This window comes from Agrobacterium sp. LR_9, assembly GCF_041954855.1.
Taxonomy (GTDB): Bacteria; Pseudomonadota; Alphaproteobacteria; order Rhizobiales; family Rhizobiaceae; genus Agrobacterium; species Agrobacterium leguminum.
The window spans coordinates 84,895-106,309 of the sequence record NZ_JAVAYA010000002.1 but is presented as its reverse complement, the minus strand read 5'-3'; the positions used below and the strand labels follow the sequence as shown (position 1 = coordinate 106,309).

Here is a 21,415-nt window from a genome sequence, read left to right as displayed (position 1 = left end):
TAACCCGTTGAGAGAGGCCTTTCAAAACACGGGTAGGGAATCATGCTGGCGACCGCAGAGGCGATTTCAGCCGACAGACCGGAAAAGCGCATCAAGGATCGCGCTCAGACCGAGAAGGCGATTTTTAATGCGGCGCGGTCGCTGCTTGCCGAAGAGGGATTCCAGGGTTTTGGCATCAATGCCGTTGCCCGCCGCGCCGGCTGCGACAAGCAGCTCATCTACCGTTATTTCGGCGGCCTCGACGGCCTGATAGAGGCGATCGGCGAGGACCTCGGTTCATGGGTGAAGGATCGCATTCCGGAAGATACCGGCGGCATGTTCCTTTTGACCTATGGCGACCTCATGGAAAAGCTCGCGCTTTATTTCATGGATGCGCTGCGCAGCGATCCTCTCGTCTGCAAGATCATCGCCTGGGAAGTGTCTGACGGTTCACCCCAGGTGCGGCAACTGGCCGAAGCCCGCGCCAAATCGCTCGGCAAATGGCTGGAGCGTATGCGCGGTTCGCTGGCGGCGCCGAAGGGGGTGGATACAGCGGCGGTCAATGCCGTACTGTTCGCTGCCATTCAGCACCTCGTCATTTCCGCTGCGACCAGCGGTCAGTTCGCTGGCGTACCGCTGAAATCAGACCGGGACTGGGACAAGATCGCCACTGCCGTCAAAAGGCTGGTGCGCGGCGTTTACGGCTGAACCGGTTTCGCAGGCGGAAGACAGTCGCGCCTGGACCTGCGCATTAAAGAAAAATCAGTCATGTTTTCATCGGGCCGGCAAACGCGCGGCGCATCCGGCCGTCCACGCGATCACGTTTTTATCCACATGCCGGCCGCCGTCGTTAACCATAATGACAGCTTTCATTTGCCTCGCCATGGCTGCCGGTCCAGTGTGGATTAACGAAATGTTAACCATGCGCAATGACTGCGCATAAGGGAGCCGCAAGTGAGCCGCTGGACAGCTTTAGGCGTCATGATGACGTTTTTTGTGATGCTGCCGTTGGATATCGACGCGCCGGCGCTGAACCTCTGCCTTATGGCCGTGGTGCGCTGGGCGGTGCTTGCCGGCGTTCCCGATACGATGTTTGTGCGGGGGCAGGCGGCATGAAGTGGTTTCTGATCCTCTGGGCCGGTCCCGTTGCGCTGCTGGGCAGCTGGTACTGGCTTTCCTATTACGACATGAGCTTCGGCTTCTACATGCTCACACGCCAGACCCATGATCTGGTGTTCGAGATTTACGGCAATATTCTCGGCCTGCCGCCGGAAAGCCTGCCGCCCCTGGTGGCACGCGCCATTGCCGTCGACAGCCTGATCGTTTTTGCGATTCTCGCCTTCCGCAAGAGAAAGCAGATTGCGGCCTGGTGGCAGGGCCGTCAGTCGGCCGCGCGGGTGAGTGCGGAAAGCCTGTCCAGCGCGCCCTGAAGAATGAAGCTCGCGGCGGCTGAATCGATGCGTTCGGCCCGCTTTGCGCGTGAGACGTCCATTTCCAGCAATGCGCGCTCGGCCGCGACCGTCGAAAGCCGCTCATCCCAGAAAATGAAGGGCAGGGTGGTTTTTTCGCCCATCGTCCGCACAAAGGCGCGCGTCGCCTGCACGCGGGGACCGGCCGAACCATCCATGTTCATCGGCAGGCCGATGATGAAGGCGAAAACTTTTTCCTTTTCGGCAAAGGCCAGCAGCACTTCCGCATCCTGCGTGAATTTCACCCGTTTGATGACGGGGCGCGGCGTTGCGAAACGCCGCGACAGGTCCGACATGGCAAGCCCGATCGTCTTCGTGCCAAGGTCGAGGCCGGCAATAGCCTGTCCCGGCTGAAGCGCCTGCGCCAGTTCCTCAATGGTGAGTGTTGCCATGTCGCGTGTTGTCCTTATCGTTTGCGGACGAATTCGGTGCGCAGCACCAGACCCTTCACCGCATCATGTTTGCAATCGATCTCTTCCGGATTATCGGTCAGGCGGATCGACTTGATGACGGTGCCCTGCTTGATGACCGTGCTGGTGCCCTTGACCTTCAAATCCTTGATCAGGGTGACGGAATCGCCATCCGCCAGCACATTGCCCGCCGCATCGCGCACTTCATTCGTACGCGCCGCTTCTGCAGCCAGCTCGGAGGCCGGTCGCCATTCACCGGTCGCCTCGTCATACACGTACTCGTCATCATTTGCGGCCATGGTCGCCTCTCTTAAATATTGGTAGTGCGGTTGTTCAGGCCGTCCTATGTCATAATATACCGGCAATACAAAGGAGAACTTCCCATGAAAATCACCTGGCTCGGCCATTCCGCCTTCCGCCTCGAAAACGGCAGCGCGAAGATACTCATCGATCCGTTCTTCACCGGTAACCCCGGTTTTGTCGGACAGGATGGAAAGTCGGCAGCCGAAGGCATCACCCATATTCTCCTGACCCACGGCCATGGCGACCATGTCGGCGATACCGTCCAGCTTGCCCGCGAAACCGGCGCGACGGTTCTTGCAAATGCCGATCTTGCCGCCTGGCTTTCCGCCAAGGGCGTCGCGAAGGTCGATATGGGCAATACCGGCGGCACGGTGCATTTCGATGGTTTTTCCGTCACCTTCACCAATGCGCTGCATTCCTCCGCCCAGATCACCGAAGACGGCGTCTCCCATTCGCTCGGCAATGCCAACGGTCTGATGCTGCATTTCGAAGACGGCCCGGCCGTCTATCACATGGGCGATACCGACATCTTTTCCGACATGAAACTCATCAATGAACTGCATCAGCCGGATATCGGCCTTGTGCCGATCGGTGACCGCTTCACCATGGGCGGAGCCGTCGCCGCGCTCGCATGCCAGCGCTTCTTCAATTTCGGCAATGTCATTCCCTGCCATTACGGTTCCTTCCCGATCATCGACCAGACGCCGGAGAAGTTCGTGGCCGGCATGGAAGGGGCGCAAGCGCGCGTCCACACGCCGAAGGCCGGCGATACGCTGTCCTTCTGACATTTTGCCCGTGCATGTCGCGACCGCAAACCGCCATACAGTTTGGCGCGACATGCTTTCTACCGTTGCGAATGACGGACATGGTGATTATAGCGAATGGGAAATATCCCATCGGAGTAGAACCATGTCCGTCGATCTCGCCACCGTAAAGCGCGTTGCGCGCCTTGCCCGTATCGCAGTCAGCGAAGAAGAAGCACAGAATATGCTCGGCCAGCTGAACGGCATACTCGGTTTCGTGGAGCAGCTTTCGGAAGTGAATGTCGACGGCGTTGAGCCGATGACCTCGGTGACCCCGGTGGACATGAAAAAACGCGCCGACGTGGTGACCGACGGCAACAAGGCGGAAGACATTGTCGCCAATGCGCCTGCGACCGACCGGGACTTCTTCATGGTCCCGAAAGTGGTCGAATAAGCCGACCGCCTCTGCCGCCCGATTTTTCCAAGATTTCGAAAGCCGTTGCCGACCATGACCGACCTGACGAGCCTGACCATTGCCGAAGCCCGCGAGAAGCTGAAGGCCAAAGAATTTTCCGCCCTCGAGTTAACCGAGGCCTATCTCTCCGCCATCGATGCGGCCAACGGCGCGCTGAACGCCTATGTGGCGACGACGCCTGAAAAGGCGCGCGACATGGCGAAAGCCTCCGACGACCGCATCGCCGCCGGCAAGGCTGGCGAGCTGGAAGGCGTTCCGCTTGGCGTGAAGGACTTGTTCGCCACCCGTGACGTGCACACGCAGGCGTGTTCGCATGTTCTCGATGGCTTCAAGCCGAAATATGAATCCACCGTTACCCAGAACCTCTGGGATCAGGGCGCCGTCATGCTCGGCAAGCTCAACATGGATGAATTCGCCATGGGTTCGTCCAATGAAAGCTCCTGGTACGGCCCGGCGATCAACCCGTGGCGCGCCAATGGCTCCGACCAGAAGCTGGTGCCCGGCGGCTCCTCCGGCGGTTCGGCTGCAGCCGTGGCCGCGCATCTGTGCGCCGGCGCCACCGCAACCGACACCGGCGGCTCCATCCGCCAGCCAGCGGCCTTCACCGGCACCGTCGGCATCAAGCCCACCTATGGCCGCTGCTCGCGCTTCGGCATCGTCGCTTATGCTTCCTCGCTCGATCAGGCAGGCCCGATTGCCCGTGACGTGCGTGATGCCGCGATCCTGCTGAAGACCATGGCAAGCGTCGACGCTAGGGACACCACTTCCGTGGACCTGCCGGTGCCGGATTACGAAAAGGCCATCGGCCAGTCGCTCAAGGGCTTGAAGATCGGTATTCCGAAGGAATATCGCGTCGACGGCATGCCGGAAGAAATCGAAAAGCTCTGGGCCAAGGGCGTGGAATGGCTGCGCGATGCTGGTGCCGAGGTCGTCGATATTTCGCTGCCGCACACCAAATACGCGCTGCCTGCTTACTACATCGTCGCGCCGGCAGAGGCCTCGTCCAACCTTGCCCGTTATGACGGCGTCCGTTACGGTCTGCGCGTCGACGGCAAGGACATTGCCGACATGTACGAAAAGAGCCGCGCCGCCGGTTTCGGTAAGGAAGTGCAGCGCCGCATCATGGTCGGCACCTATGTGCTGTCGGCCGGTTATTACGACGCCTATTACCTGAAGGCGCAGAAGGTCCGCACCCTCATCAAGCGCGATTTCGAAAACGTCTTCCACGACGGCGTCGACGCCATTCTGGCGCCGATCACCCCGTCTTCCGCCTTTGCAGTCGGTGACGAGGAACTCGCCTCCGATCCGGTCAAGATGTACCTGCAGGACGTTTTCACCATCACGGTCAACATGGCCGGCCTTCCGGGCCTTTCGGTTCCGGCCGGTCTCGACGGCAAGGGCCTGCCGCTCGGCCTCCAGCTCATCGGCAAGCCTTTCGAGGAGGAAACGCTGTTCAAGACGGCACACGCCATCGAGCAGGCAGCCGGCAAGTTCACCCCCGCCAAATGGTGGTGAGTGGATTCACCAAGCTCTCTACACGAACGGGCGGCATCAAATGCCGCCCGTTTGTTTTTCATCGATTGTCCAGCTCACCCCGCACGAGTTCCAGCCCGCGCGTGGTGATGCGGTAGGGCTTGCCGCCCGAGGAGGCGATGGCTCTCTTCCGTTTCAGTTTGCGGAAGGTGAGGAGATCGAGGCCGCTGAAAATCCAGCCGTCACGCGTGTAGAGCACGAGTTTTTCGATTTTGTGGGCGTCGTCTCGAACGAGTTCAATTCTGCCGCCCTGGGCGAGCAGGTGAAGAATGCGCTGTTCGGCGCGGGAAATGTCCATTTTTGGAAGTCCGGTCGGCGTCGTATAGACGCGTGAAAGCAAATCCGGGTGCGGTTAAGGCATCCGGCTCGGTTTCAGCATGGCCCGGCGCGCAAGAAACTTGCGGGCAGGGCCTTTACCGGGACTCCGATTGAGCGAACATAAAAACTCCGTTCTTGCTCCTTTTGGGTAACGGGCAAAGCCGAGGCGGTCAAGTCCCGCCAGGCGCGAGAAAACCATGCTGGTCGAATCGCCCTGGCAATGGTTTAATTTCAACGGCCATGGAGGGCGCGGCTTGATCGTCATTCGCAATGCGCATGAGCAGGAAGCGGAGGTTCTGGCGGCCACCGGCCTCAGGGCATGGCGACAGGCAACCGCGGCTCTCGGCATCACCCCAACCCTTTACGACAATGCGGCCAGCGCCTTTTCCAATTTTACCCGCTCGTCATGGCTGGCGATCAGGGTGGCGGAGTTTGGCGGCTCGGTTGCCGGATGGGCGGCGCGGGAGCATTTCGACGAGACGATTTCCGATTTCTGGATCGATCCTGATTTTCAGCGCAGAGGTATCGGCAGTCACCTGCTGGGCGATGTCGAAAGGCTGATTGAGGACAGGGGGTTCGAGACCATCCGGCTTGAAACCCATGCCCAGAATGAGCCGGCCGTCGCCTTCTTCCGCCACCATGGCTATAGCGTCCGCTGGCTCTCCGTCTCCTATGCGCCGAAACTCGACCGCGAAGTGCAGTCGGTAGGCCTGCAGAAGCAATTGGCCGAGGTCGAGAGCGGTCTTTATGGGCCGGCTTTCTGAGACAGAGTTTGCAGAGCCTCCACCAGCCGCATCGGCCAGTCCGGCATGATGGCGAGTGATGCGACAAGGCTTACCTGCAATATCATGATCGATATCAGGATGCTGCGGAACGGTTCCTTGCGCGTTTTATGCCGCAGCAGCCGTTGTGCCCAGATTGCGCCCAGGCTGCCGCCGATGAGTGCAAGCGATAACAGCGTGCTTTCCCGGATGCGCCGTGCGCCATTTCTCGCCGCTTCCTTGTCCCACCAATAGACAAGAAAGACGAAAAGATTGAAGGCGATATAGGTTATGAAACAGAGAGCGACCGTCACCATGACGTGAATTGAAACCGGGAAGCGTAAAAAACGCGTATCCTGTATAGGCGAAAATCCCGGACCCCGCGTGAGAGGGTGCAAGATGTCTTGCGCCCGCGCTCCATTTGTTCTACCCACCAAGGCCAAAGAACCCGTATATCGTGAGCTTCAGATGACCCTTGTAGACGTGCGCACCCCCGACCCGAAACGCTTCATTCCCGGCGCCACCGGCGATTGGGAAATCGTGATCGGCATGGAGGTGCATGCGCAGGTTCTCTCCAATTCCAAGCTGTTTTCCGGTGCATCGACCACCTTCGGCAATGCGCCGAATTCCAACGTGTCGCTGGTGGATGCTGCCATGCCGGGCATGCTGCCCGTCATCAACGAGGAATGCGTGAAGCAGGCGGTGCGCACCGGTCTTGGCCTGAAGGCCAAGATCAACCATCGCTCAATCTTCGACCGCAAGAACTACTTCTATCCGGACCTGCCGCAGGGCTACCAGATTTCGCAGTTCAAGGACCCGATCGTCGGTGAGGGCACCATCACCATTTCGCTCGGTCCGGACCGTCAGGGCAATTTCGAAGATATCGAAATCGGCATCGAGCGTCTGCATCTGGAGCAGGACGCCGGCAAGTCCATGCATGACCAGCACCCGACCATGTCCTTCGTGGACCTGAACCGTTCGGGCGTGGCGCTGATGGAAATCGTCTCCAAGCCGGATATGCGCTCGTCGGACGAAGCCAAGGCCTATCTCACCAAGCTGCGTTCCATCGTGCGTTATCTCGGCACCTGCGACGGTAATATGGATGAAGGCTCGATGCGCGCCGACGTCAACGTCTCCGTGCGCCGTCCGGGCGAAGGTTTCGGCACGCGCTGCGAAATCAAGAACGTCAACTCCATTCGCTTCGTCGGTCAGGCCATCGAATATGAGGCGCGCCGCCAGATCGCCATTCTGGAAGATGGCGGCGTCATCGATCAGGAAACCCGCCTGTTCGACCCCGGCAAGGGCGAGACGCGGTCCATGCGCTCCAAGGAAGATGCGCATGATTACCGTTATTTCCCCGATCCGGACCTCTTGCCGCTCGAATTCGACGATGCCTTTGTCGAGGCGCTGAAGGTCGATCTGCCGGAACTGCCTGACGACAAGAAGGCCCGTTTCGTGGCCGATCTCGGCCTGTCGGTCTATGACGCCTCGATCCTCGTTTCGGAAAAGGCGATTGCCGATTATTACGAGGCAGTCGCCGCCGGTCGCGATGCGAAGGCCGCCGCCAACTGGGTCATCAACGATCTGCTCGGCGCGCTGAACAAATCGGGCAAGGATATCGAGACGACGCCGGTTTCGCCGGAACAGCTCGGTGGCATCATCGATCTCATCAAGGCCGAGACCATTTCCGGCAAGATCGCCAAGGACCTGTTCGAAATCGTCTGGAACGAGGGCGGCAACCCGGCTGAAATCGTGGAAGCCCGCGGCATGAAGCAGGTGACCGATACCGGCGCCATCGAAAAGGCCGTCGACGAGATCATCGCCGCCAACCCGGATCAGGTCGAGAAGGTGAAGGCAAAGCCGACTCTTGCCGGCTGGTTCGTCGGTCAGGTCATGAAAGCGACGGGCGGCAAGGCCAACCCGCAGGCGGTGCAGGCGCTGGTGAAGGCCAAGCTCGGTATCGAGGAAGAGTAAGCGGACGCTGCCTCGTGCTCACAGGTATCGAGGCAGAAAGCTCTCATCCGTCATCCTCGGGCTTGTCCCGAGGATCTAACGACCCACAAGGTCCAACGTGCTCAGATCCTCGGGACAGGCCCGAGGATGACGTCACGAGGGACTGACATCACTTCTGCCGGGATCAACGCCCGGCATTTCTGTTTCAAGACGGAGCCAAATCATGTTCTTCATCCGCACGGCAAGCCTGCGTGACATCGAGCCGGTGCGCACCCTGCTCGCCACGACGTGGCACGCGACCTATGATGCGATCTATGGCGTGGACAAGGTCAACCAGTTGATCCTCGCATGGCATTCGCCGCAGGCCATGAAGGACCGCATCGAGAAAAAGGGCGGCGAGTTTCTGGTGGCTGACGACGGCAAGCGGATTGGCGGCATGGCCTATGGCTCCATGTCCACCAAGATGGCGAAGACGGCCCTGCTGCACCAGCTCTATGTCGCGCCTGACCTTCAGCGGCAGGGCGTCGGCCGCGATCTCTTCGCCGAACTGGAAACCTGTTTTCCGGATGCCGAAATCATGCGGCTGGAAGTCGAGCCTAAAAATACTGTCGCAATCGCCTTTTATGAAGGCGTCGGATTTGTCGAGGTCGACCGAATCGAGCGCATGGCGGGCATCGAGGGTCTGCCCGGCGTCGTTATGGAAAAGAGCCTGACCCGATGAATGAGACACTTCAACAACTGATCATCCGCACGGCGCGCGAAGACGATCTTCCGGCACTCGCCGCCATTTTTGCCGCCGACGAGATCGGCGGCCACGGGGATACGGCGGAAGAATCGGCACAGCCGGATTATCTCGCCGCTTTCCGCGCCATCGAAGCGTCGCCGAGCGAAACGCTCTATGTGGCGGAACTGGATGGCGAGGTGGTCGGCACCTTCCAGACGGCGATCCTGACCAAGCTCGTCGGGCGAGGGGCAAAGTCCATGGTGATCGAGGCGGTGCAGACGCGTGCCGACATGCGCGGCCGCGGCATCGGTGCGGTGATGATCAATCATTGCCTGGAAGAAGCCCGCCGGCAGGGCCTGAACGCCGCGCAGCTGACGTCCAACATGGCCCGGCTGGACGCTCACCGCTTCTATGAGCGGCTGGGTTTCGAGAAGCGGCATTTAGGCTTCAGGATGAAGCTGAAATAGCGCGGATATATCTCGAAATGCTGGACAATTGCCGTGAGGGGCGGCATAAGCATGTCTTGTGCCGTGCACGGAAAATCGCTGCGGCGCATTCAAGCCCGAGGAACGTAGAATGAAGACTCTCCTGACGCAAATCTTCACCTGGTGGAACGGCCAGACGATCGGAACGCGGTTTCATACCTGGCGTTTCGGCAAGAAGGTAGGACAGGACGAGTTGGGCAACACCTATTACGAAGGCGGCACCACTTCCTGGGGCATGCCGCGCCGCTGGGTCATCTACAATGGTTATGCCGAAGCGTCGGCCATTCCGCCCGGCTGGCATGGCTGGATGCATTACCGCACCGACGTGCCGCCGAGCCAGGAAAGCTACGTTGCCCGCGACTGGCAGAAGCCGCATCAGCCGAACCTCACCGGTTCCTCCAAGGCCTATCGCCCGCAGGGGTCGTTGGCCGTGGCTGGCGAGCGCCCGCGCGTGACCGGCGACTACGACGCCTGGACCCCCGGCAACTAAGCATCTTGCGATGCGCGGTGTTGTGCAAAACGCCGCGCTTGCATCCGGCCTCACCGGTTTTTGCCACATTCCGCCCTTAGGCGTTGATCCGGTCGGCGGTTCGACACAGGCAAATATTTGGAGACATATCGTATGAGGAAATTCACGCGGGATCGTTCTTTGCGTGCGCTGACAGTCTCGCTGTTTGCAGCGGTCTCTGCTGTCATCCTCATTTCGCCCGTTTATGCTGCTCGTCTTGAAAACCGTGTGGCGGTGTTCTCCGGCATCGACAAGATCACCGGCCGCATCACTTCCTTCGATGTCTATATCGATGAGACCGTGCAGTTCGGCGCGCTTCAGGTGACGCCGAAAGTCTGCTATTCCCGCGACCAGACGGAAGCGCAGAAGATCGATGCCTTCATCGAGGTGGATGAAATCACCCTCGACCGCAAGATCAAGCGGATTTTCACGGGCTGGATGTTCGCCGACAGCCCCGGCCTCAACGCCGTGGAACACCCCATCTACGACGTGTGGCTGACGGGCTGCAAGCAGGACTCGGAAGTTCCCGCTCCTTCAACGGCAAGCAAGTAATTAACCCACGACCGCGCCTATTTCTGGCGTCTGAGCTTCTCGGCCAAATCGGCCAGGGCTTTGCTTTTGCTTTCCAGTTGTTCGATCATTTCCTCCCGTGTCAGTTCAGGCTCGATCACAATCGGAACGGTGAACTTGTTGGGCTGATCGCCGGCGGGCGGTGAGGGGAACCTGATTTCGGAAAATGCCCTCTTCACGGCCGTTCTTGTCTGATAGGTACTATCCCTTATGTTTTTGACCTGAATAGCCTGCATCTTTCCCGCCGGGTCAACGCGGAAAGTAACAAGGAGTACCTGCTTCTTGTTCGTCCGCACGACCTTGAATTCCGGGCGGCCGGTTACGCCCGTCAAGGCTCGGGAAATTTCGCTTCGCCAGGCGGCCTGCGGGTTCGGGCGCTGTTCGGCAGCGGTGACATTCGCCGCCGGCGTCAACATCAATAACAAGGCCGCAATCCAGCGCATGGCCATCCCCCGGCAAACCATATATCATGATCGGATAGGTCATGTTTTCGAGGGTTGCAAGCAAAATTTCAGGTTGTTTTCAGCGTAGATTTTCTTGCGCAGACAATTTTTCGAAGGGTACGTCCGGCCTGTCGACAGCCGCTTCAAGTATCGTGGCATATCCCGACTTTGGGATATCGATTGCCCCAAATGTCTTCAGATGTTCGGTCGTAAATTGCGTGTCGAGCAGCGTAAACCCCTGCTGCCGCAAACGCTCGACCAGATGCACGAGGCAAATCTTCGATGCATTGGTGCGGCGGGAAAACATGCTCTCGCCGAAGAAGGCGGCGCCCAGCGAGACGCCGTAGAGCCCGCCGACGAGCTCCTCGCCCTCCCACGCCTCGACGCTATGGGCGTGGCCGATCTGGTGCAATTCGGTATAGAGCCTGCGGATGGTGGCATTGATCCAGGTGCTTGGCCTGTCCGGCGCTTCCGCCGCACATCCGGCCATCACCGCTTCGAAGGCGGTGTTGAAGCGAATCTCGAACGGCTTCCTGCGCATCGCCTTGGCGAGGCTTTTGGAAACGTGAAAACCATTGAGCGGGATGATTCCCCGAATTTCCGGCTCGACCCAGAAAAGCTCGGGATCGTCAGCCGAATCGGCCATTGGGAACAGGCCGGCGGAATAGGCGCGCAGCAGGATATCGACCGTTATGCCATTATTTCTACTGCGCCGCCCAACCATATCGTCTTAGTGAGACGCGTCACCGGCCAGATATTTCTCCAGCCAGTGAATGTCGTAATCGCCCTTCAGGATATCCTCGTTCTGAAGGAGATCCTGGAAAAGCGGCAGCGTGGTCTTGATGCCATCAACGACGAATTCGTCGAGCGCCCGACGCAGACGGCGAATGCATTCGTCACGGTCGCGGCCGTGAACGATCAGTTTGCCGATCATGCTGTCGTAATAGGGCGGGATTTTGTAGCCCTGATAGGCGCCCGAATCGACGCGCACGCCAAGACCGCCCGGCGTATGGAAATAGGTCAGCGTGCCCGGTGAGGGAACGAAGGTGCGCGGGTCCTCGGCATTGATACGGCATTCGATGGCATGGCCATGGAATTCGATATCGTCCTGCGTGACCGACAGGCCCTGACCGGAAGCGACCCGGATCTGTTCCTGCACGAGATCCATGCCGGTGATGGCTTCCGTCACCGGATGCTCCACCTGCAGACGGGTGTTCATTTCGATGAAATAGAACTCGCCGTTTTCATAAAGGAACTCGATGGTGCCGGCGCCGCGATATTTCAGTTTGCGCATGGCGCTCGCGCAAATCTCGCCGATCTTCATGCGCTGTTCGACGGTCAGAGCCGGCGAATTGGCTTCTTCCAGAACCTTCTGGTGACGGCGCTGCAACGAGCAATCGCGTTCGCCGAGGTGAACGGCATTGCCTTCGCCATCGCCGAAAACCTGCACTTCGATATGGCGCGGTTTGCCGAGGTACTTTTCCATGTACACGGCGTCGTTGCCGAAGGCTGCTGCCGCTTCGGAGCGGGCCGTCGCAACGGCCTCTTCCAGATCGGCTTCGGTCTTCGCCACCTTCATACCGCGACCACCGCCGCCCGCCGTCGCCTTGATGAGGACCGGGAAGCCAATCGTCCGGGCGATTTCGAGCGCGTTTTCAGGCTTCACTTCGCCATCGGAACCGGGAACCACGGGAATGCCGAGTTCCTGCGCCGTCTGCTTGGCGGTGATCTTGTCGCCCATGATGCGGATATGTTCGGCGGTCGGCCCGATGAAGGTGATGCCGTGCGCGTCGAGAATGTCTGCGAACTTGGCATTTTCCGACAGGAAGCCGTAGCCGGGGTGAACGGCGTCCGCACCGGTGATTTCGCAGGCCGCAACGATCTGGTGGATGTTGAGGTAGCTGTCACGCGAGGGCGGCGGGCCGATGCACACGCTTTCGTCGGCAAGGCGCACATGCATGGCATCCGCGTCGGCCGTTGAATGCACGGCCACCGTCGGAATGCCAAGTTCCTTGGCGGCGCGCAGGACGCGCAGCGCAATCTCGCCGCGATTGGCTATGAGGATCTTCGAAACCATGCTGAACCGCCTTTATTCGATGACCACGAGGGCTTCGCCATACTCCACGGGCTGAGCGTCGTTGACGACGATTTCCACGACCTTGCCGGACTTGGGAGCCGGGATCTGGTTCATGGTCTTCATGGCTTCGACGATGAGGATGGTCTGGCCTTCCTTGACGGTTGCACCCACTTCGATGAAGGGACGTGCGCCCGGGGCAGGCGAAAGATAGACCGTGCCGACCATGGGCGAGGACACCGTGTTGGCCGGGTTACGGGCAGGCGCTGCGGAGGCCGCAGGGGCGGCCGGCGCGGCTGCGGCCGGTGCAGCAACGGGGGCTGCTGCCGGTGCGGGCGCATAAGCAGCAGGCGCTGCGGCATAGACCGTGGCGGCGGGAGCGGCGCGGGAAACGCGGATGCGCAGGTCGTCCTGCTCCACTTCGATTTCCGAAAGGTCGGTATCGTTGAGGATATTCGCGAGTTCGCGGATCAGTTCCTTGTCGATACCCTGTTTCTTTTCAGACATGACAAACCCTATTCTTTGTTTCTTTTTATGCCGTGATGTTTTTCAGCGCGTGAAGCGCCATGATGTATCCATATGGTCCGAAACCGCAGACCATGCCCTTTGCCGCGGGTGATACCATCGATTTGTGACGGAACTCTTCGCGGGCGTGGATGTTGGAAATGTGCACTTCCACGACGGGCGTGGAAATCGCGCGAATGGCGTCATGCAACGCGATCGATGTGTGGCTGTAGGCGCCGGGATTAATGACGACGCCTACCGCCCGCTCGCCCGCCTCCTGCAACCAGTCCACCAGCACGCCTTCGTGGTTGGACTGGCGGAATTCCACTGCGAAACCGAGATCGGCACCGGCTTGAAGGCAATCATTCTCGATGTCCTTCAGCGTCTTGCCACCATAGATACCCGGTTCCCTTTTTCCCAGCATGTTGAGATTGGGGCCGTTGATGACGATGATGATGTTGCTCATTCACGTTTCCATAAGAAAATCAGCGACACCTATAGACTGCGCAGCCGTCAAGGAAAAGCCCCCGCAAGCCCTAAACCGGCCGCTTGGCAGGCATCTCACAGGGAATGCAGTGGCTTTTTTGGCAATCAGGAGCAGGTGGCTTTTCCACAGCTGCGCATATTGGCGATTTTTTCCTTCAGCGGGTCAGCGCCGACCGCACCGAAAACCGCCTCGTCGCCGACGATATAGGACGGCGTTCCGGTGATGCCGAGGCTGGTTGCCAGCTTGTAAGTCTCCTGCACCTGCTCGTCATTGGGGTTCTCCGCCATCGATTTGCGGATGTCGGCTTCCTTGAGACCGAGCGAGGTCGCGACTTCCATGGCGCTGTCCTCATTCGCGCGCCCGCGGCCGCCGAGCAGCGTGCGCTGGAATTCGGGATACTTGGCCGGCGCAAGCAGCTTCACGGCATTGGAGACACGGTGGGCCGCAACCGATTCCGGTCCAAGGATCGGGAATTCCTTGAGGACGACGCGCACCTTCTTGTCGCTCTTCAGGATGTTGTCCATGTCGCCCATTGCGCGTTTGCAATAACCGCAATTGTAGTCGAAGAACTCGACCAGCGTGACGTCGCCGTCCGGGTTGCCGAGCGCCAGATCGAATTTCGATTCGAAGATGGCCTTCTTGTTGTCGGCGACGGCTTCCGCCGCCTTGGCGTTGCGCGCCGCATATTGCTTGCGCTCAAGCGCATCCTGAACCTCAAGCATGATCTCCGGGTTCTCGATCAGATATTGCTTGATGAACTCGCCCATTTCCTTCTTCTGCTGCTCGTCGAGCGCATGGGCGGGCAGGGAGGCGAATACCGTCGAAAGGGCCGTCACGCTGGCGAGAAGGGTGGAACGGAGAAAATGCGCCATATCGGTCCTCATTCTGTGCGGCCGGAGCCTCTTGAAATCTTATGAAGGCAATTACCTTACTTTAAGCCAAATGCCATACGGCAAAAATACTTGTCCGCATTATGATCGCATGATTGTGAAGATTGTGATTCTGCGGCAAGTCTCTGAAATACGGTTCAGGAAAGAGCATGCCCTTGATTACGATGTCGAAGCGGAGCGCAGTCGAACCTTTTCACGCCATGGATATTCTGGCGGAAGCGAATCGGCGCAGGCAGGCGGGCCGCCCCGTCATTTCCATGGCGGTCGGCCAGCCCTCGCATCCCGCGCCGAAAGCCTCGCTTGCGGCGGCTGAGGCGGCGCTGAAGCACGGGCGGATCGGTTACACAGATGCGCTGGGTCTGCGTGAGCTGCGCGAGGCGATTGCCGGCCATTACCGGCTGCGCCACCAGGTCGCCATCGATCCGGCCCGCATCGCCGTGACCACGGGCTCATCCGCAGCCTTCAATCTCGCTTTCCTCAGCCTTTTCGATGCGGGCGATTATGTCGCCATCGCAAGGCCTGGCTATCCGGCCTATCGCAATATTCTGAAGGCTCTAGGTCTCAATGTCGTGGAAGTGCCGGTCACCGCGGAAACCGGTTATACGCTGACGCCGGCAAGTCTGGAGCGGGCGGAGACAAAGGCCGGCTGCAAGCTGAAGGGTGTGCTTCTGGCAAGCCCGGCCAATCCGACCGGCACCGTTACCGGCCGTGAGGCGCTGAAGCGGCTTGCGAGCTACTGCGAAAGCCGCGACATGGCTTTCATTTCCGACGAGATCTATCACGGCCTTACCTTTGTCGGCGAAGAGACGAGCGCGCTCGAAATCACCGACAATGCCGTGATCATCAACTCCTTCTCCAAATATTATTGCATGACCGGCTGGCGCATCGGCTGGATGGTGCTGCCCGAAAATCTGGTCCGTCCCGTCGAGTGTCTGGCCCAGAGCCTTTATATTTCCGCGCCCGAACTGTCGCAGCTTGCGGCGACAGCGGCCTTTTCGGCGGCGGAGGAACTGGATGTCTACCGGGAAAGCTATCGCACCAACCGCGATTTCCTGATGGCGCGCCTGCCGGAGATCGGCCTGCCGCTGGCATCCCCTATGGATGGCGCTTTTTACGCCTATGTCGATACCAGCCGTTTTTCCAATGACAGCATGGATTTTGCCAAGCGCATGCTGGCGGAAATCGATGTGGCGGCGACGCCCGGCATGGATTTCGACCCCGAGGAAGGCCACAGGGCGCTACGCATTTCCTATGCGGGTTCCGTATCGGATATCGCCGAGGCCGTTGGACGTATTGCCGGCTGGCTGAAATAAGCCGGGATGATCCGTTCGGGGAAATTAGGTAAGGGAGATCAGGCGGGCGTGCAGCCGAAGGTGCTGTTGAACGCCTTTTCACCCTTTGCAGTGAAGGTCAGCACACGGCCGTTTCCGCGCCGCAGCCAATCTCGCTGCTGCATGGCTTCGAGAAGCGATGCGCCAAGCCCGCCGCCGAGGTGATGGCGGCGTTCGCTCCAGTCCAGGCAATGCAGGCAGACCGGGCGACGGGCCTTTTCGAGTGACGAAAGGTCGATGCCGAAGCTTGAGAAGAAGTCGCGTCCGCTCTCCGTCAGGGCAGGATCATCACCTAACGTCACGAGCCCTTTTGCGGTGATGGCCGCAAGCAGCGCCACGCCGCTTTCCCCGGCCAGATGATCGTAGCAGATGCGCGCTTCCCGCAGCGCCTTGTCCTTCGGTCCCGTGCGAACGCGGACTGCGCCCGTGCGCTGGGCAAGACCCATCAACGCTTCCAGAACATGCGCCACATCCTCGTCGGAAAGACGGAAATAGCGGTGACGCCCCTGTTTTTCCGCTTTCAGGAGTTGCGCCTCGGAAAGCTTCGATAGATGCCCGCTGGCGGTCTGCAGGGTCACGCCAGCGGCTTCGGCAAGCTCGCTTGCGGTCAGCGCACGTCCGTCCATCAGCGCCGTCAGGATGTTGGCGCGGGCAGGGTCGCCGATCAGCGCGGCGACATTGGCGATCAGGGGTCCGTCTTTCATGCTTCGATGGTAGCCGAAGCATTGATGCAAGGCAATGGCTTAAAAGAGAGAGGCAAACCACGAGGAGACAAACGATGCTGACCTGTTTCATCCGCTACGAGATCGATCCTTTCAAGGTTGATGCCTTTGAGCGATATGCCCGCACATGGGGTGAAGCGATACCGCGCTGCGGGGCCGATCTGATCGGCTATTACGCTCCGAAGGAGGGATCGAGCACCATTGCTTACGGTGTCTACAACATCGAAAATCTCGCCGCCTACGAAGCCTACAGGGCACGGCTCGCCGCCGATCCTGCAGGGCGGGAAAATTACGAATTCGCCCGCCGCGAGCAGTTCATCCGCCGCGAGGACCGGCTTTTCCTGCGTCTCGCCTCCGCTCCGCACGCCGGAGGCGGACAATGATCGCCGTTATCTTCGAGGTCTGGCCCGCTGAAGGCGAGAAGCAGCATTATCTCGACATCGCGGCAGGCCTGCGGGCTGAGCTGGAAACCATCGACGGCTTCCTGTCCGTCGAGCGGTTTCAAAGCATCGGCAATCCGGACAAGATGCTCTCTCTGTCCTTCTTCCGGGATGAGGAGGCGGTGAGGGCATGGCGCAACACCATGCCGCATCGCGCCGCGCAGTCGCTGGGCCGGTCCGGTGTTTTTTCCGATTACCGGCTGCGTATCGCGCAGGTGATCCGCAACTATGGCCTGGAGGAGAGGGAGGAAGCGCCAGCCGACAGCCGGAAAGCCCATCCGGGAGAGGGAACAGCTTAGGCTGATATTTCCAGCATCAGTTTTTCTGCATGCCGCTGCAAGGCTTTCTGGTTCGAACTCGCCTTTGAAACCCGTTATAGATGGGCCAATGTGGTGCGGGACACCCTTAAGGTTAGGACAAGGAGAAAAGCGATGTCGGCAGAAAAAGTAGCGATTGTAACGGCAGGCGGCAGCGGCATGGGGGCCGCCGTGGCAAAACGTCTGGCCGCGGATGGCTACAAGCTCGCGATCCTGTCTTCTTCCGGCAAGGGAGAGGCGCTGGCGCAGGAGCTGGGCGGCATCGGCGTCACCGGCTCCAACCAGTCCAATGACGATCTCCAGCGGCTCACGGATCTGACAATCGAAAAATTCGGCCGCATCGATGTGCTGGTCAACAGCGCCGGCCATGGCCCGCGCGCCTCCATTCTCGATATTACCGATGAGCAATGGCACACCGGCCTCGATGTCTACCTCATGAACGTCATTCGCCCGACGCGGATCGTTGCCCCCGTCATGGTGAAACAGAAGGCGGGCGCCATCGTCAACATCTCGACCGCCTGGGCTTTCGAACCGAGCAGCATGTTCCCGACATCCGCCGTGTTCCGCGCCGGCCTTGCCTCCTACACCAAGATTTTCGCCGATACCTATGCGGCCGACAATGTGCGCATGAACAATGTTCTGCCCGGCTGGATCGACAGCCTGCCGGCGACGGAGGAGCGCCGCGAGAGCGTGCCGATGCAGCGTTACGGCAAGAGCGAGGAAATCGCCGCCACCGTGGCATTCCTTGCCTCTGATGGGGCCGGTTATATTACCGGTCAGAATATCCGCGTTGATGGCGGGCTGACGCGGTCTGTTTGACGGGTTGGCCTTTCCCACTACTCATCCCTGTGACAAGCGCAGGAATGAGGAAATGTCAGCAGCTCAAAAAACCGCTCTTTGCGCCGACAAAAGAAAACGCCCGCAACATCGTTGCGGGCGTCTTTTATTCAGGATGTGGCTTCTCTCAGAAGAAGCCCTTGCGCTGCCACCAGCCACCCTTGCGGGGCTTCGGCTCCTCGCCATCGGCGGGGGTGGAGGAACCGGAAGAGGTGACCACCGGCTCCGAGCTCGAGACATTGCTGCCCCGGTTCGCGCGGACCTTTTCTTCCGTGGCCGGTGCTTCCGCTTCCGAAGCCAGATCGGCCGAAGCCTCACCCGCTTCTTCAATGGCGACGTCCACCACGGTTTCCTCAACGATCACCGGCTCCACCGTTTCAACGGCTTCGGCCTTCGGCGCTTCCTCGGTTTCAGTCTTGGCTTTCGCCTTGCGGGTGCGGCGCGGCTTTTTCGGCACGTCCTCTTCCGCGACCTCGGCAACCGCACCTTCCACCACCTCGGCGGCGGTCGGCTCTTCGGTTACGGATGCTTCGGCGGAAGCCTCTTCGCTTTCACCCTCGGCTTCCGAATCGGCAGCATCGAGAGCCTCGTCTTCCGCACGGTTGCGACGGCCGCCGCGCTTGCCGCGACGGCGGCGCTTGCGCTTGCCGTCCTCTTCGGAGGTTACGGCTTCCGCTGCACCGTTTTCGGTTTCAGCATCGGCTTCATCGGTTTCGACGCCATCGTCATCACCTTCGGCATCATCGCCTTCCGCATCGCCGGACTGGGCGTCGAGCGCGCCGTTCTGCTCGCCCTGACCGCCCTTGCCGCGACGGCGGCGGCGACGCTTGCGCTTGCGCTTGCCTTCCTCGCCATTGTCGCCCTGCTGCTGCTGGCGTGGCTCGGAGGTCTGCGCCTTGACGATTTCTTCCTCGTCTTCGTCCTCTTCCACCTCGGCGACGAAATCGTCTTCCTCTTCCACGAAGTTCGGCAGCATCTGGATGAGGCTTTCGATCTTCACCGGATTTTCGACGGCTTCACCGCGATCGATGGCGAAATGCTGCGCACCGACGCCGGCGTCAGCAGCGATGATGATCGACACGCCGAAGCGGCCTTCATAATCGACGATCGTGCCGCGCTTGTGATTGAGCAGGTAGAGCGCCGTTTCCGGCGTGCAGCGCACCGTGATGTTGTGGGTGGTGTTGCGCAGCAGATATTCCTCGACACCGCGCAGCACATGCAGCGCGATGGAGGATTCCGAGCGAACATGGCCCGTGCCGCCGCAATGCTGGCAGACCTGCGTGGTCGATTCCAGCACCGAAGCGCGGATGCGCTGGCGCGACATTTCCAGCAGGCCGAAATGCGAGATGCGGCCGACCTGGATGCGGGCGCGGTCGTTCTTCAGGCAATCCTTGAGCTTCTTCTCGACAGCGCGGTTGTTGCGCTTTTCTTCCATGTCGATGAAGTCGATGACGACAAGGCCGGCAAGGTCGCGCAGGCGCAGCTGGCGCGCCACTTCTTCCGCCGCCTCGAGGTTCGTCGTCAGCGCGGTTTCCTCAATGGAATGCTCGCGGGTCGAACGGCCCGAGTTGACGTCGATGGAAACGAGAGCTTCCGTCTGGTTGATGATGAGATAGCCGCCCGACTTCAGCGTGACCTGCGGCTGCAGCATCCGGTCAAGCTGCGCTTCGATACCGGAGCGCGAGAAGATCGGGTGAATGTCGCGGTAAGGCTGAACCACCTTGGCGTGGCTCGGCATCAGCATCTTCATGAAGTCTTTGGCTTCACGGTAGCCGTCTTCGCCCGAAACGATGATCTCGCCGATATCCTTGTTATAGAGATCGCGGATCGAACGCTTGATGAGCGAGCCTTCCTCGTAAACGAGGCAGGGGGCCGTGGAATTCAGCGTCAGCGTGCGGACATTTTCCCACAGGCGCATCAGATATTCGAAGTCGCGCTTGATTTCGACGCGGGTGCGGTTTGCGCCGGCGGTGCGCAGGATGACGCCCATGCCCTGCGGCACTTCCAGATCGCGCGCGATTTCCTTCAGGCGCTTGCGGTCGGCCGGCTGGGTGATTTTGCGGGAAATACCGCCGCCACGCGCCGTATTCGGCATCAGAACGGAATAACGGCCGGCGAGCGACAGGTAAGTGGTCAGCGCCGCGCCCTTGTTGCCGCGTTCTTCCTTGGCTACCTGCACCAGAAGAATCTGGCGGCGCTTGATGACTTCCTGAATGCGATACTGCTTGCGCGGCTTGCGGGCGACGCGGTCCGGAACCTCTTCCATGGCGTCTTCGGCGCCGACGGATTCGATCACTTCCTTTTCGTGGTGATCGTCATCGTCGTCGTCATCATCGTCATTGCCGCGGCGAAGACCCTCGACTTCCTCCGAAATCGTGTCGGTATCGACCATGGCGGCCATTTCACCACCGGCGCTGCCATCGTCTTCGGAAGACGCTTCGGCGGCCTCGGCCGCTGCGGCTTCTTCTTCGGCCGTCTTCTTCTTGGCGCGGGGGCGGCGGGTGCGCTTCTTCGGCTTTTCTTCTTCGGCGGGCGCTTCTTCGGCTACGGCCTCGACGGCCGCTTCTCCGGAAACCTCTTCCGCGGCAGGTGCAGTCTCTTCCACGACGACCGTTTCAGTGGTTTCGCTGGCGGAAACAATGCCGACATCCGGTTGATCCACCTGCGAAAGGTCGATCATGGGGGCGCCGGGCTCGGGTGCGTCAGCGGATTCGAAATCGTCGCTGCGGCGATGATCCTCGGCTTCCGCTTTCAGGAGGGCCTGACGGTCGGCGAGCGGAATCTGGTAATAGTCCGGATGGATTTCCGCAAAAGCGAGAAAGCCGTGGCGGTTTCCACCGTAATCGACGAAGGCCGCCTGAAGCGAGGGTTCAACCCGCGTGACCTTGGCAAGGTAGATATTGCCGCGGATCTGTTTCTTGTGCTCCGATTCGAAATCGAATTCTTCGATCCGGTTCCCACGGACAACGACTACGCGTGTCTCCTCTTCGTGGGAGGCGTCGATAAGCATTTTGTCTGCCATGTAAGCTGTGCTCCTCGGCGCAGCCTTGTTTTATACGAGAACAGGCCCGCCACACGGACGAGCCTTTCATATGAGTGCAAGGATGTGCCGGAAATGAAGTCTCCTGCCGGGCGTCTG

Annotated in this window: 28 protein-coding genes; 16 read left to right on the top strand and 12 right to left on the bottom strand. The window is 60.0% G+C overall.

Translation table 11 applies throughout. The features are described 5' to 3' along the window. Window positions 1-42 precede the first annotated feature (42 nt). The 3 genes from RAC79_RS02910 to RAC79_RS02900 all read left to right on the top strand — a co-directional run bounded on the left by RAC79_RS02910 (window position 43) and on the right by RAC79_RS02900 (window position 1,409). Window positions 43-687 carry a TetR/AcrR family transcriptional regulator gene (locus RAC79_RS02910; protein ID WP_003521480.1) on the top strand — a complete coding sequence of 215 codons (645 nt, stop codon included), beginning with the start codon at window positions 43-45 and terminating at the stop codon, window positions 685-687. Window positions 688-960: 273 nt separating this feature from the next. Continuing rightward, window positions 961-1,095: a hypothetical protein gene (locus RAC79_RS02905; RefSeq protein WP_256366667.1), complete on the top strand. Its 135-nt coding sequence runs from the start codon at window positions 961-963 to the stop codon at window positions 1,093-1,095. After that, on the top strand, window positions 1,092-1,409 hold the full coding sequence (locus RAC79_RS02900; protein ID WP_003521478.1) for a DUF6105 family protein: 318 nt from the start codon (window positions 1,092-1,094) through the stop codon (window positions 1,407-1,409). The genes RAC79_RS02905 and RAC79_RS02900 overlap by 4 nt, the downstream gene beginning before the upstream one ends. Here the strand turns inward: RAC79_RS02900 and ruvX are convergent. Beyond that, window positions 1,361-1,840: a Holliday junction resolvase RuvX gene (gene ruvX, locus RAC79_RS02895; protein WP_142844894.1), complete on the bottom strand. Its 480-nt coding sequence runs from the start codon at window positions 1,838-1,840 to the stop codon at window positions 1,361-1,363. The genes RAC79_RS02900 and ruvX overlap by 49 nt on opposite strands. A gap of 14 nt (window positions 1,841-1,854) precedes the next feature. Then, the gene (locus RAC79_RS02890; protein ID WP_065653964.1) at window positions 1,855-2,157 is read right to left on the bottom strand and encodes an alkylphosphonate utilization protein; all 303 of its coding nucleotides are present in this window, start codon (window positions 2,155-2,157) and stop codon (window positions 1,855-1,857) included. 84 nt (window positions 2,158-2,241) lie between these two features. On the opposite strand from RAC79_RS02890, the gene RAC79_RS02885 reads away from it, so the two are divergent. From RAC79_RS02885 to gatA, 3 genes are all read left to right on the top strand, one after another. Further along, the gene (locus RAC79_RS02885) at window positions 2,242-2,946 is read left to right on the top strand and encodes a metal-dependent hydrolase (RefSeq protein ID WP_065653963.1); all 705 of its coding nucleotides are present in this window, start codon (window positions 2,242-2,244) and stop codon (window positions 2,944-2,946) included. A gap of 124 nt (window positions 2,947-3,070) precedes the next feature. Then, window positions 3,071-3,358 (top strand): Asp-tRNA(Asn)/Glu-tRNA(Gln) amidotransferase subunit GatC, encoded by a 288-nt coding sequence (gene gatC, locus RAC79_RS02880; RefSeq protein ID WP_003521472.1) that lies wholly within the window; start codon window positions 3,071-3,073, stop codon window positions 3,356-3,358. Between the two features lie 54 nt (window positions 3,359-3,412). After that, window positions 3,413-4,894 (top strand): Asp-tRNA(Asn)/Glu-tRNA(Gln) amidotransferase subunit GatA, encoded by a 1,482-nt coding sequence (gene gatA / locus RAC79_RS02875; protein WP_174039086.1) that lies wholly within the window; start codon window positions 3,413-3,415, stop codon window positions 4,892-4,894. Window positions 4,895-4,952: 58 nt separating this feature from the next. Here the strand turns inward: gatA and RAC79_RS02870 are convergent, their stop codons facing one another. Then, complete coding sequence (locus RAC79_RS02870) at window positions 4,953-5,210, bottom strand: YjhX family toxin (protein WP_174039087.1); 258 nt, start codon at window positions 5,208-5,210, stop codon at window positions 4,953-4,955. Window positions 5,211-5,484: 274 nt separating this feature from the next. Here RAC79_RS02870 and RAC79_RS02865 point away from each other — a divergent pair, with 274 nt between their 5' ends. Beyond that, window positions 5,485-5,994 (top strand): GNAT family N-acetyltransferase, encoded by a 510-nt coding sequence (locus tag RAC79_RS02865; protein WP_374996934.1) that lies wholly within the window; start codon window positions 5,485-5,487, stop codon window positions 5,992-5,994. On the opposite strand, the gene RAC79_RS02860 is transcribed toward RAC79_RS02865, so the two are convergent. After that, entirely contained in the window at window positions 5,976-6,308 is a 333-nt protein-coding gene (locus tag RAC79_RS02860) for a DUF1294 domain-containing protein (protein WP_174039088.1), read from the bottom strand. The two genes, RAC79_RS02865 and RAC79_RS02860, sit on opposite strands and share 19 nt — an antisense overlap. Before the next feature lie 151 nt (window positions 6,309-6,459). Here RAC79_RS02860 and gatB point away from each other — a divergent pair, with 151 nt between their 5' ends. The 5 genes from gatB (at window position 6,460) to RAC79_RS02835 (ending at window position 10,213) form a co-directional block, all read left to right on the top strand. Next, window positions 6,460-7,965, top strand: coding sequence for an Asp-tRNA(Asn)/Glu-tRNA(Gln) amidotransferase subunit GatB (gatB, locus tag RAC79_RS02855; RefSeq protein ID WP_078054000.1), 1,506 nt, complete (start codon window positions 6,460-6,462; stop codon window positions 7,963-7,965). 202 nt (window positions 7,966-8,167) lie between these two features. Then, window positions 8,168-8,665 carry a GNAT family N-acetyltransferase gene (locus RAC79_RS02850; protein WP_065653959.1) on the top strand — a complete coding sequence of 166 codons (498 nt, stop codon included), beginning with the start codon at window positions 8,168-8,170 and terminating at the stop codon, window positions 8,663-8,665. Beyond that, window positions 8,662-9,135, top strand: coding sequence for a GNAT family N-acetyltransferase (locus tag RAC79_RS02845; protein ID WP_065653958.1), 474 nt, complete (start codon window positions 8,662-8,664; stop codon window positions 9,133-9,135). Before RAC79_RS02850 ends, RAC79_RS02845 begins: the two co-directional genes overlap by 4 nt. A 109-nt stretch (window positions 9,136-9,244) precedes the next feature. Continuing rightward, window positions 9,245-9,643: an NADH:ubiquinone oxidoreductase subunit NDUFA12 gene (locus tag RAC79_RS02840; protein ID WP_003521463.1), complete on the top strand. Its 399-nt coding sequence runs from the start codon at window positions 9,245-9,247 to the stop codon at window positions 9,641-9,643. Between the two features lie 132 nt (window positions 9,644-9,775). After that, window positions 9,776-10,213 carry a DUF2155 domain-containing protein gene (locus tag RAC79_RS02835; RefSeq protein WP_080856277.1) on the top strand — a complete coding sequence of 146 codons (438 nt, stop codon included), beginning with the start codon at window positions 9,776-9,778 and terminating at the stop codon, window positions 10,211-10,213. Window positions 10,214-10,230: 17 nt separating this feature from the next. On the opposite strand, the gene RAC79_RS02830 is transcribed toward RAC79_RS02835, so the two are convergent. From RAC79_RS02830 to RAC79_RS02805, 6 genes are all read right to left on the bottom strand, one after another. Continuing rightward, entirely contained in the window at window positions 10,231-10,674 is a 444-nt protein-coding gene (locus tag RAC79_RS02830) for a hypothetical protein (protein WP_236780843.1), read from the bottom strand. A gap of 79 nt (window positions 10,675-10,753) precedes the next feature. After that, window positions 10,754-11,398, bottom strand: a complete 645-nt coding sequence (gene aat, locus RAC79_RS02825) for a leucyl/phenylalanyl-tRNA--protein transferase (protein ID WP_142845793.1) — start codon at window positions 11,396-11,398, stop codon at window positions 10,754-10,756. Between the two features lie 6 nt (window positions 11,399-11,404). Beyond that, entirely contained in the window at window positions 11,405-12,751 is a 1,347-nt protein-coding gene (accC, locus tag RAC79_RS02820) for an acetyl-CoA carboxylase biotin carboxylase subunit (protein WP_065653954.1), read from the bottom strand. A gap of 12 nt (window positions 12,752-12,763) precedes the next feature. After that, window positions 12,764-13,255, bottom strand: a complete 492-nt coding sequence (gene accB, locus RAC79_RS02815; protein ID WP_059752742.1) for an acetyl-CoA carboxylase biotin carboxyl carrier protein — start codon at window positions 13,253-13,255, stop codon at window positions 12,764-12,766. 25 nt (window positions 13,256-13,280) lie between these two features. Then, complete coding sequence (gene aroQ / locus RAC79_RS02810; RefSeq protein WP_065653953.1) at window positions 13,281-13,718, bottom strand: type II 3-dehydroquinate dehydratase; 438 nt, start codon at window positions 13,716-13,718, stop codon at window positions 13,281-13,283. 125 nt (window positions 13,719-13,843) lie between these two features. Next, window positions 13,844-14,611, bottom strand: coding sequence for a DsbA family protein (locus tag RAC79_RS02805; RefSeq protein ID WP_003521455.1), 768 nt, complete (start codon window positions 14,609-14,611; stop codon window positions 13,844-13,846). 173 nt (window positions 14,612-14,784) lie between these two features. Between RAC79_RS02805 and RAC79_RS02800 the strand changes: the two genes are divergently transcribed. Beyond that, window positions 14,785-15,942, top strand: coding sequence for a pyridoxal phosphate-dependent aminotransferase (locus RAC79_RS02800; RefSeq protein WP_003521454.1), 1,158 nt, complete (start codon window positions 14,785-14,787; stop codon window positions 15,940-15,942). A gap of 38 nt (window positions 15,943-15,980) precedes the next feature. Here RAC79_RS02800 and RAC79_RS02795 read toward each other — a convergent pair whose 3' ends face one another. Then, window positions 15,981-16,664, bottom strand: a complete 684-nt coding sequence (locus RAC79_RS02795) for a helix-turn-helix transcriptional regulator (protein WP_065653952.1) — start codon at window positions 16,662-16,664, stop codon at window positions 15,981-15,983. Window positions 16,665-16,738: 74 nt separating this feature from the next. On the opposite strand from RAC79_RS02795, the gene RAC79_RS02790 reads away from it, so the two are divergent. From RAC79_RS02790 to RAC79_RS02780, 3 genes are all read left to right on the top strand, one after another. Then, a complete protein-coding gene (locus tag RAC79_RS02790) occupies window positions 16,739-17,065 on the top strand; it encodes an NIPSNAP family protein (protein WP_003521451.1) in 327 nt (108 codons plus the stop codon). Further along, the gene (locus RAC79_RS02785; protein ID WP_125145943.1) at window positions 17,062-17,421 is read left to right on the top strand and encodes an antibiotic biosynthesis monooxygenase; all 360 of its coding nucleotides are present in this window, start codon (window positions 17,062-17,064) and stop codon (window positions 17,419-17,421) included. Before RAC79_RS02790 ends, RAC79_RS02785 begins: the two co-directional genes overlap by 4 nt. Before the next feature lie 132 nt (window positions 17,422-17,553). Continuing rightward, entirely contained in the window at window positions 17,554-18,258 is a 705-nt protein-coding gene (locus tag RAC79_RS02780) for an SDR family oxidoreductase (protein ID WP_065653950.1), read from the top strand. A gap of 145 nt (window positions 18,259-18,403) precedes the next feature. Here RAC79_RS02780 and RAC79_RS02775 read toward each other — a convergent pair whose 3' ends face one another. Next, a complete protein-coding gene (locus RAC79_RS02775; protein ID WP_174039090.1) occupies window positions 18,404-21,298 on the bottom strand; it encodes a ribonuclease E/G in 2,895 nt (964 codons plus the stop codon). Between the last annotated feature and the right edge of the window lie 117 nt (window positions 21,299-21,415).